This window comes from Onishia taeanensis (assembly GCF_013349955.1).
In the GTDB taxonomy this organism is placed as follows: Bacteria; Pseudomonadota; Gammaproteobacteria; order Pseudomonadales; family Halomonadaceae; genus Onishia; species Onishia taeanensis_B.
In genome coordinates, this window is the sequence record NZ_JABVXC010000012.1 from 130,336 (window position 1) to 139,973 (window position 9,638).

General features: G+C 59.4%; 8 protein-coding genes and 1 rRNA gene. 8 read left to right on the forward strand and 1 reads right to left on the reverse strand.

The window, feature by feature from the left end:
• Window positions 1-17: 17 nt before the first annotated feature.
• The 8 genes from HUS66_RS14005 (at window position 18) to HUS66_RS14035 (ending at window position 9,280) form a co-directional block, all read left to right on the forward strand.
• A complete protein-coding gene (locus tag HUS66_RS14005; protein ID WP_175071577.1) occupies window positions 18-1,652 on the forward strand; it encodes an ABC transporter substrate-binding protein in 1,635 nt (544 codons plus the stop codon).
• A gap of 69 nt (window positions 1,653-1,721) precedes the next feature.
• A complete protein-coding gene (locus HUS66_RS14010; protein WP_175071579.1) occupies window positions 1,722-2,696 on the forward strand; it encodes an ABC transporter permease in 975 nt (324 codons plus the stop codon).
• A gap of 30 nt (window positions 2,697-2,726) precedes the next feature.
• Complete coding sequence (locus HUS66_RS14015) at window positions 2,727-3,689, forward strand: ABC transporter permease (RefSeq protein ID WP_254628840.1); 963 nt, start codon at window positions 2,727-2,729, stop codon at window positions 3,687-3,689.
• The gene (locus HUS66_RS14020) at window positions 3,689-4,699 is read left to right on the forward strand and encodes an ABC transporter ATP-binding protein (RefSeq protein ID WP_175071583.1); all 1,011 of its coding nucleotides are present in this window, start codon (window positions 3,689-3,691) and stop codon (window positions 4,697-4,699) included. The genes HUS66_RS14015 and HUS66_RS14020 overlap by 1 nt, the downstream gene beginning before the upstream one ends.
• Window positions 4,696-5,694: an ABC transporter ATP-binding protein gene (locus tag HUS66_RS14025; protein WP_175071585.1), complete on the forward strand. Its 999-nt coding sequence runs from the start codon at window positions 4,696-4,698 to the stop codon at window positions 5,692-5,694. The genes HUS66_RS14020 and HUS66_RS14025 overlap by 4 nt, the downstream gene beginning before the upstream one ends.
• A 442-nt stretch (window positions 5,695-6,136) precedes the next feature.
• Window positions 6,137-7,456: a carbohydrate porin gene (locus HUS66_RS14030; protein WP_175071587.1), complete on the forward strand. Its 1,320-nt coding sequence runs from the start codon at window positions 6,137-6,139 to the stop codon at window positions 7,454-7,456.
• Window positions 7,457-7,994: 538 nt separating this feature from the next.
• Entirely contained in the window at window positions 7,995-8,117 is a 123-nt protein-coding gene (locus tag HUS66_RS17980; protein WP_282847404.1) for a hypothetical protein, read from the forward strand.
• 167 nt (window positions 8,118-8,284) lie between these two features.
• Window positions 8,285-9,280: a LacI family DNA-binding transcriptional regulator gene (locus HUS66_RS14035; RefSeq protein ID WP_175071588.1), complete on the forward strand. Its 996-nt coding sequence runs from the start codon at window positions 8,285-8,287 to the stop codon at window positions 9,278-9,280.
• A gap of 282 nt (window positions 9,281-9,562) precedes the next feature.
• On the opposite strand, the gene rrf is transcribed toward HUS66_RS14035, so the two are convergent.
• Window positions 9,563-9,638 (reverse strand): 5S ribosomal RNA (rrf, locus tag HUS66_RS18135); the annotation flags it as partial.

Below are 9,638 nucleotides of genomic sequence, written 5' to 3' on the forward strand. Positions count from 1 at the left end.
AATAGAAGGTGAAGGTTATGAAATCTCTGCCCATGCTCGCGCTGGCCGCTGCGGTGACCGCCTCCTCGGCCCCGGCGATCGCCGCCCCGGCCCAAGGTGGCACCCTGACCGTGCCCGTCATCACTACCGCATTCACCAAGAGCTTCAATCCCTATATCGACAACCTCAACACCGTCGGCGGGATGATCTTCGAGCCCCTGGCCTTCACCAATGTCATGCAGGGGGAAACCAGCTTTCGGTTGGCCGAAAGCTATGAGTATGCCGAGGACTACAAGAGCATCACCTACACCCTGCGTGACGACCTTCAGTGGTCCGACGGCGAACCGCTGACCGCAGAAGATGTCGTTTATACCTTCGACCTGGCGGGTGACGTCGCCGTCTACGACCTGGCCGGTGTCCTCGCCAGCGGGCTCGTCACCAAGGTCACCAAGGTGTCGGAGCGGGAGGTTCGCTTCGACCTGGCGAAGGTCGACAGTACCGTCCACTGGGACTTGAACCGCTACATGCCTCTGCCCAAGCATGTCTGGGAGCAGGCCGGCGACCCCGCCACCTTCACCAATCCCGAGGCAGTCGGCTCGGGGCCGGTCACGGAAATTAAGTACGTGCGCCCCCAGCAAATGGAAATCTGCCGGAATCCTCACTACTACCAGCAAGACCGGCCCTACCTGGATTGCATCAAGTACCGTGCCTTCAACGACAACTCCCAGATTCAGCCCGCCCTCATGAGTGGCGAGATCGACTGGGGCTCCAACTTCATCGCCGATGTCGACAAGACCTTTGTCGCCACCGACCCCGCCAACCATCACTACTGGTACCCGGCCAACGATGCCATCCACCTCTATTTCAATACCGAGCAGGCGCCCTTCGACGATCTGAAATTCCGTCAGGCGGTGTCCGTGGCGCTGGACCGGGAGGCGATCGTTGACCTGGCGGCCTATGGTTACCCGACGGCGAACTTCTTCCCCGGTGGCATCGGAGATTACTTCGCCGACTACATGGATGAGTCGGTCATGGAAGACTTTGGCTGGCTGACCCAGTACGACCCGGAGAAGGCGAAAGCGCTGCTGGACGAAGCCGGCTACCAGGATGTCGATGGCGACGGTCAGCGCGAGCTGCCCGACGGTTCCGAACTGTCCTTCGACATCGACGTCGTCAACGGCTGGACAGACTGGGTGCAGACCGTGCTGATGATCACCGAGTATCTGCAGGACGTCGGGATCAATGCCAATGTCAATGCCGTCGAGTGGGGGGTCTACGACCAGGCGCTCAAGGATGGCGACTACCAGGCCGCCATCAACTGGTCGCTGCTGTCGACCCACCCGATCCAGACCTTCAAGGAGTATTACCACACCAGCCGCGTCGGCCAGATCTGGCATGCCGGGCATGGGGTGCACGCGGAGCGGGTCGATGCACTGATCGAGGACTTCGGTTCACTGACCGACCAAGGCGCCAAGCAGGACACTCTCGACGAGCTGCAGCGCTTCACCGCCGAGCAGCTGCCCTTCGTACCGCTGTTCTCCAACGCCACTTGGTTCCAGTACAACACCAGCGAGTTCGTCGGCTGGCCAAACGAAGAAGATCCCTATGTGCACCCGGTGTTCTACTCCACGGGTAACAACACCTTGATCTTCAACAATCTCCATCAGAAGTAATTCAACACAGGGGCGAGGGAACCGACCCGCGTCGGTTGCCTCTCCTTGTCAGATCCAGAGGCGATGTCCATGCGGTACATAACCAGTCGATTTCTGTTCTATTTTGTCGCGTTTCTGATCGCCATCTCCTTCAACTTCCTGCTACCGCGCATCATGCCAGGCGATCCGGTCGATGCTCTCTTCGCCGGTGCCGCGGGACAACTCGACCCCTCCCAGATGGATGCCATCCGCGCGATGTATGGCTTCTCCGACGGGCCAATGTGGTTGCAGTATCTCCAGTACGTTAAGAGCGTCTTTACTGGGGACCTTGGACCCTCGGTCCTGATGTACCCGACCGACGTGACCACCGTGCTGGGCTTCACCTTCCCCTGGACGCTGTTCCTGATTGGCCTGGGCGTCAGCACTGCCATCATCCTCGGCCTGATCCTTGGCACCATTGCCGCCTACAAGCGTGGCAACTGGTTTGCCTCGCTGTTTCCGCCGATGGCCGCTGTGCTGTCCTCGATGCCGGCGGTCGTCACCGCCCTGCTGGTTTTCTACATCTTCGGCCTCAAGCTGCAGTGGTTTCCCATGAGCTATGCGGCCGACCCGTCTCTGGAGCCCGGCTGGAGCGCGGAGTATGTCGGCAGTGTCGCCCATCATGCCGTGCTGCCGCTGCTGGTGATCGTGCTGGTCAGCCTCGCCCAGTGGGTCATGACCATGCGCAACGCCATGATCAATGTGCTCGGCGAGGACATCATCACCATGGCCGAGGCCAAGGGCCTCAGCCAGACCCGCATCATGCTGCGCTATGCCTCGCGCAACGCCGTGCTGCCGGTGGTGACCTCGGTGGCCATGGGCCTGGGCTTCGCCGTCGCCGGCCAGATCTTCATCGAGATCGTCTTCAACTACCCGGGCGTGGGCAACACCCTGCTCAAGGCAATCAATGCTCGCGACTATCCCCTAGTGCAAGCGCTGCTGCTGTTGATCGTCGCCTTCGTGCTGATCGGCAACTTCATCGCCGACCTCACCTACCTCTGGCTCGACCCGCGTCTACGCAAGTAATCGAAGGGCTTACCGATGACTGACCACTCCATGTCAACTGACCGTTCCAGCATGCCCCCCAAGGCGCAATCACGCCCTTGGCGACGGCTACGCAACATCGCCGCCTTCTTCCAGGGCAACCTGTCGGCCTCCATCGGCGGCGGCCTGATGGCGCTGGTGATCGTGGCCTGCCTGATCGGCCCCTGGTTCACCGCCCATGCCCCTGATGAGCGCGTCGCCCGCCCGCACGTCGAGCCCAATGCCGAGCACCTCCTCGGCACCACCCGCCAGGGCCGCGACGTATTCAGCCAGCTGCTGCATGGTGGCCGTGCCTCGCTGAGCGTGGCCTTTATCGCCGGGGCCATTTCCACCGTCATCTCCATCCTGGTCGGCATCTCCGCCGGCTACTTCGGCGGGCGCATCGACCAGTGGCTGAACTTCGCCATGAACGTGGTGCTGGTCTTCCCCCAGTTGCCACTGCTGATCGTGCTGGCGGCCTTCTTGGGACAGGTGGGCCCCGTGGTGATCGCCTTGCTGATCGGCATCACCAGTTGGCCATGGGGGGCACGTGTCGTGCGCTCCCAGACCATGGCCATTCGCCAGAAGGAGTTCATCCTCTCGGCGGAGTGTATGGGCGAGAACCGCCTGCGTATCGTGCTGGTGGAGATCTTGCCCAACCTGATCTCGATCGTCGCCGGCAGCTTCGTGGGCGTAGTCATGTACGCCCTGATCAACGAGGCTGGCCTCGAGTTCCTGGGACTCGGTGACCCCACCATCGTGACCTGGGGCACCATGCTGTATTGGGCACAATCTTCAGCGGCCCTCTACACCGGTGGCTGGTGGGAGATGATCGTGCCCGCCGTGACCATCGCCCTGGTCGGCGGTGCCATGGCGCTGATCAACATGTCCATCGACCAGGTCAGCAACCCCAAGCTCAAGACCGGCCCGCACATCAAGCGCTGGCGCAAGCTCAACCGCCTCATTCAAGCCAAACGCCAGGGAGGTACTTCCTGATGGCGCTCCAAGCCTTTCAACCGGCCCCCGACGAGGACACCAGCGAGCTGCTGGAGATCAAGAACCTCTGTGTCGACTACGTATCACCCAAGGGCATGGTCCGGGCGGTCAATAATGTGAGCCTGAAGATCCGCCCGGGGGAGACCCTGGGCCTGGCTGGCGAATCGGGCTGCGGAAAATCGACCCTAGCCTTTTCCATTTCCCGGCTGCACAAGGCGCCGGCACTGATTTCTGAAGGCGAGATCCGCTATCGCGGCCGCGATGTGCTGAGCATGAACAAGCGTACCCTGCGCCAGTTCCGCTGGAACGAGGTCAGCGTGGTCTTCCAGAGCGCAATGAATTCTCTGAATCCGGTGATCACGGTCGGTGAGCAGATCATCGATGTGATCCTCGCCCACCGCAAGATCAAGTCGAAGGATGCTTGGCGCCAGGGCGAGGAGTTACTCCAGACCGTGGGCCTGCATGCCAGCCGCATGGACAGTTTCCCCCACCAGCTCAGCGGCGGCATGCGTCAACGGGTGGTGATCGCCATCGCCCTGGCACTCAGGCCTCGCTTGATCATCATGGACGAACCGACCACGGCGCTCGATGTGGTGGTGGAACGCGAGATCATGGACGAACTGTATCAGCTGAAGGACAAGTTCGGCTTCTCCATCCTGTTCATCAGCCACGACCTCAGCCTGATGGGCGAGATCGCCGACCGGATCGGCATCATGTACGCCGGCAAGCTGGTCGAGCTGGGCACCGCCGATGAAGTGTTCACACGCCCGCAACACCCCTATACCCAGGGGCTGATCAACTCCTTCCCGACCATTCACGGCCCCAGGGAGCGGCTCTATGGCATTGCCGGCAACCCGCTCAACCTGCTCGAAGCCCCCGAGGGGTGCTATTTCCAGGATCGTTGCGCGCAGTGCTTCTCCCCCTGCCGGACTCATGACCCGAAAATGAGCGAGGTGTCTTCCACTCACCAGGCTGCCTGCCACCTGCTTGCCGAAAGGACTTCAGGATGACCGTAACCACCGAGGCCAACACCCCCATCGTATCGGCACGTGAGCTGTCCAAGGACTTCACGCTGGGCGGATCGATGCTCGAGCGAACCACCATGCGGGCCTTGAATGCCGTGTCCTTCGACCTCTTCCCCGGACAGGCTCTGGCGATCGTCGGCGAGTCGGGCAGCGGCAAGAGTACCGGTGCGCGCATTCTGTCGCAGGTCCACGAGGCCACCTCCGGCGAAGTGACCTTTCGCGGTCAGCCCATGCATGAACTGATCGCCCAGGGCGGCAAGCGCGGCTTTGCCAGCCACGTGCAGATGATCTTCCAGGATCCCTTCGGCAGCCTCAACCCGGTCCACCGCATCTTCTACCAGATCGCCCGCCCCCTTCAGCTCCACGGCAAGATCCGTGGCAAGACGGCGCTGCGCGAGCGAGTACTCGAGTTACTGGAAACAGTGGGACTGACTCCTGCCGCCGAGACGGCCGACAAGTTTCCCTATGAGCTCAGTGGCGGCCAGCGTCAGCGGGTAGCGATCGCCCGGGCACTGGCGGTGGAGCCCGACGTCATCCTGGCCGACGAGCCGATCTCGATGCTCGATGTGTCGATCCGGCTCGGTATCCTCAACCTGATGCTGGACCTGAAGGATCAGCACGGCATCGCCTTCATGTACATCACCCACGACATCGCTACCGCCCGCTATTTCGCCGAGCGCACGGCGGTAATGTACGTCGGCCACATGGTCGAGTGGGGCAACAGCGATGCCGTCACCCAGAATCCACAGCACCCCTATACCCAGCTGCTGCTCGCCGCGGTGCCACAACCCGGGTCGCAGAACAGCCGAGACATGAGCCAGTACCAGCACAAAGCGGATATTCCCATGTGGCAGCCTGAGAGCACCGGCTGCCCCTTCGCCGAGCGCTGCCTACATGCGAGCCCGCAGTGCAGCACCCAGTTGCCCAAGGTGACACAGGTCGCGGAGGACCACTTCGTGCGCTGCTACCTGTACGAATGATCAAGGCCACTGGCCACCGCTTGAGACGCCCGGCATGCCGGAACGACGCGCGGACGGGTGTCCACTCGAATCAGTGGCGACAGCCCACTGAGAAGTTGACGGCATCGAGCCGTGAATACTGCAGGTGCTGCACTTTTTGCTTGAATTCGGAACGCCCAATCTTTGGCTCTTCGCAGACTGGAGTGAAACCGGCTGAACTGGATAACCACGCCGATATACCGTCTAAAGGAGTGCCATGATGGCTAACTATCCGGTCTGGCCCCTGCCGTAACCTGCCGCCAGGAGCAGCTCCTAGGCACTGAAACACATAAACAGAAGACGAATGTCTAATTCCTTCATGAAACCGGTTTCATGATCATCAACAAGGCAGCCATTGGACATACGTCAGCCCTTCCATGAAACCGCTTTCATTTGCTTATCCCCTCAACTTGGTGGAGTTACCATGAAACTAACAAAAATGTCTCTCGCTTTTCTCGCAGTATCGGCGGGCATGACCTCCATGCCGACTTACGCAGAGAAGTCGCAGGGATTCGAATTCCACGGCTACTTTCGAGCGGGCGTTCTGCTTAACGCGAACGACGATTTCAAACGTTCACAATTTCCCGGCTCGAAAGAGCGTCTGGGTCGTCTGGGTATCGAGTCGGACAATCACTTTGAACTGGCCCTGCAGAAGAATTTCGAAAACGACAAAGGGCAGCAGGTTCGTATAAAAACGCGAGCCGGTGCAGATAACTCGCAGAATGCCACCAATCAGTTGGGTGCCAATGCCGACGCGACAAACAGCGAAATCGGCATGATCGAGACGTATGTTGAGTTCGATGGTTATACGGAGACCGGTACTGTATGGGCTGGTAAACGTTTTTATGGAAAAGATAATTACATATTCATGACCGACTTCTTCTATACCGATATGTCAGGCACAGGTGTGGGTGTTGAAGGGATTGAGCTGGGCGGCAACAAGTGGGATTTTGCCTATATCGCAAGTGATGACTCAGGGGATACAGAGTTCTTTGGAGGAAACGACAATAACAATGCCATGAATGCAGTGCATATTGGTGTTGACCTCGGAGGTGTCGAATTGCACGCGATGGGCAAGCACCTGCCCGATAATATCGTTGAAGAAGATGGTGTAGCCAATGAGTACGCCACCAGTGGCTATGACCTTAGTGCCATTGTTCATTCAGAGAGTGTCTATGGCTTGTCCGACAAGGGCTTTACCAAGTATATCGGTCAGGCGGGTAAAGGGCTGGGGTCCGGGCAGTTGCTGGGTGGCACACTGACAACGTATAACACCTACGCGCCAGGCAGTAACGTAACGGGTAGCAAGATAACCGGAACAGCCTGCGGAACCTCATGCGTGAAAGCAGTGGAAAGCGGTGATATGTCCATGCGTGCGCTGGTCTGGGGTGGATACTTCTTCGATAACGGTGTCAGCGTGTTCCATTCGATGCAGGGGCAATACAATGATAAGGAGAATGGAAGCACGGATAGCTGGGCATCGGCGATGGTTCGCCCTACGTTTCCCATCAGCAGCAACTTGGATTTTGTTACGGAAGCCGGCTACCAGTATAACCGTGAACAAGACGCCTCTGGCTCAAAATCAAATAGTTACGATTACAAGCTAACGGTAGGACCCAAGCTTAAAGTCGACACCGGCTTTGGGCCGACGCCGGAGATTCGTTTTCTTGCTACCTACCTGGATGGTGATCAGCGCGACGAGAGCGATATCATCGTCGGCGTTCAAGCCGACATGTGGTGGTAACCATGCACTAAAGCGATATCCACCTCGCTGCCATGGAGCCTGCTTGTAGGCAGGCTCCTTTTTTTAATTCATCGCACTTTGCAGGGAAACTCGGCACGGATCTTCAAGCAGAAGTACGCCGTGTCGGGGTATCCGTAGACCGATGACCTTGGTCCGATCGTTCATGCCCTCCTACACACTGGTGTTTAGCCGGTGCCGGCTAGTGGACACGATCCCCTCTAGATAGGGGCCAACTGCTTGACGAAGCCGCCCAGAGCATTAATGCCGCCCCCGATCCACTCCTGCCAGGCCCACCCAACAGAGGCGTCGTCGCCGCTAGACCATAGGGTCTTGAGCTGATCCTTGAGTAGGTAGGCCGTCCTACCTCGATGAGCCCAGCATGACATCAGTGACCGCACTGGCTAAGGCACCTGGCTTTCCTATGCCACCGGCAACCTCGACCTGAGCTACCTGGATGCCCACCAGAAAGACAACACCAATCCCGCAGGGAGCTATACGCTCGACCCCCTCTACCTCTCCATACAAGTTCGTCGACGTGATGAGCCACGAGGACTTCCAACCCCTCGGCGCCGACTACAGCACCATCGATCATGATCAAGTAAGCGCTAACAGCGATGCCGACCGCTACGGTGCTCACCTACGCCCCAAGTATCAGTTCTGATCCCGTCTACTCGCGCCAAGTCCCCGCGCGATAAGAGTAATAAACATGAAAGCGATTACATTACTGCCTATAATGATCGCTTGCTGATATTACTGTCTGTACGAAACCGACGGCGCCTCTGAAGTGCCCTCGTCCAGATCTGCACACGAAGAGCAACAGGAGCCTACATGTCCACCATCAAGGAGGTTGCCAGCCTTGCAGGAGTATCCCCCGCCACGGTCTCCCGTGTCATGAATGGCGAAGTGCCGGTGGCTGAAAAGACACGCCAGCGGGTCGAGGACGCGATGCAACGCCTGGGCTACCGCCCCAACTCCTTCGCTCGTTCGCTGGCCTCCAACCGTTCCGACTGCATCGGCCTGGTCATCTCTCACCTCGCCGGCCCCTTCATGGGCACCATGATGGTGAACTTGGAAGAACGCCTTCGCCTTAACCAGAAGTCCTTGCTGGTGTCCTCGGGACACAACGAACTGTCCCGCGAGATGGAGTCGATCGACTTCCTGATGTCGCGACGCTGCGATGGCCTCCTGGTTCAATCCGACCGCCTGAGTGATGACGCCCTGATAGCCTTGGCGACGGAGATCCCGCTGGTCGTCATCAACCGCCTGGTGCCTGCGCTGGCTAGCCAGTGCAGCTACGTCGACAACCAGCGAGGAAGCTACTTGGCTACCCGCCACCTGATCCAACAGGGACACTGTCACATCGCCTGTATCACCGGCCCGCTGTGGAAGCAGGACGCCGCCCAGCGGCTGGCAGGCTTCCGCCAGGCCATGGCCGAGGCAGGCCTGCAGGTGCCGGAGGCCGCCGTGATTGAGGGAAGCTGGCAAGAATCCAGCGGACGAATTGCCGTGGATACCCTACGACAGCGAAACCTTCACTTTACGGCCCTCGCGGTGGGCAATGATGACATGGCCATTGGCGCCATGATGCGGCTACAGGCACTGGGCCTGAACGTCCCCAGGGACGTCTCGCTGGTGGGGTTCGACGATGAAGTCTACGCCCACTACGTTACCCCCGGCCTAACGTCGGTCCACGTCCCGGTAGACCGTATGGCCCAGGCCGCCAGTGGCCGGTTGCTGTCACTCGCCTATGACGAGCCCTGGGAAGGCGAACGCTGCTTTGCGACTCACCTGGTGGAGCGCGGCACAGTGGCTCCGCCGCCATAGCGAAAACGAGGTAAGGAACCTCTCGGCGACAAGCTTTGACACAACCGCCTCACTTGCTAGGCAAGCGAGGCGGTTTATTTTGTCACGCACGGCTGGTACCCCATGTTTCGTCGAAGGCAGCCACTCATGGTAGGTGTCCACTTATGAGTAGGTGGACACCTACTGTGATGGGTATACCTTCGGCAGACGGGTTCACCGGCCGGAGACGACCTACCGCCCAGGCATGCCCCAGACACGAAAAAACCCCGACCTGTAAAGGACCGGGGTTTTCTCTCAATAAGTGCCTGACAATGACCTACTCTCGCATGGAGAAACTCCACACTACCATCGGCGCTAAGCGGTTTCACTTCCGAGTTCG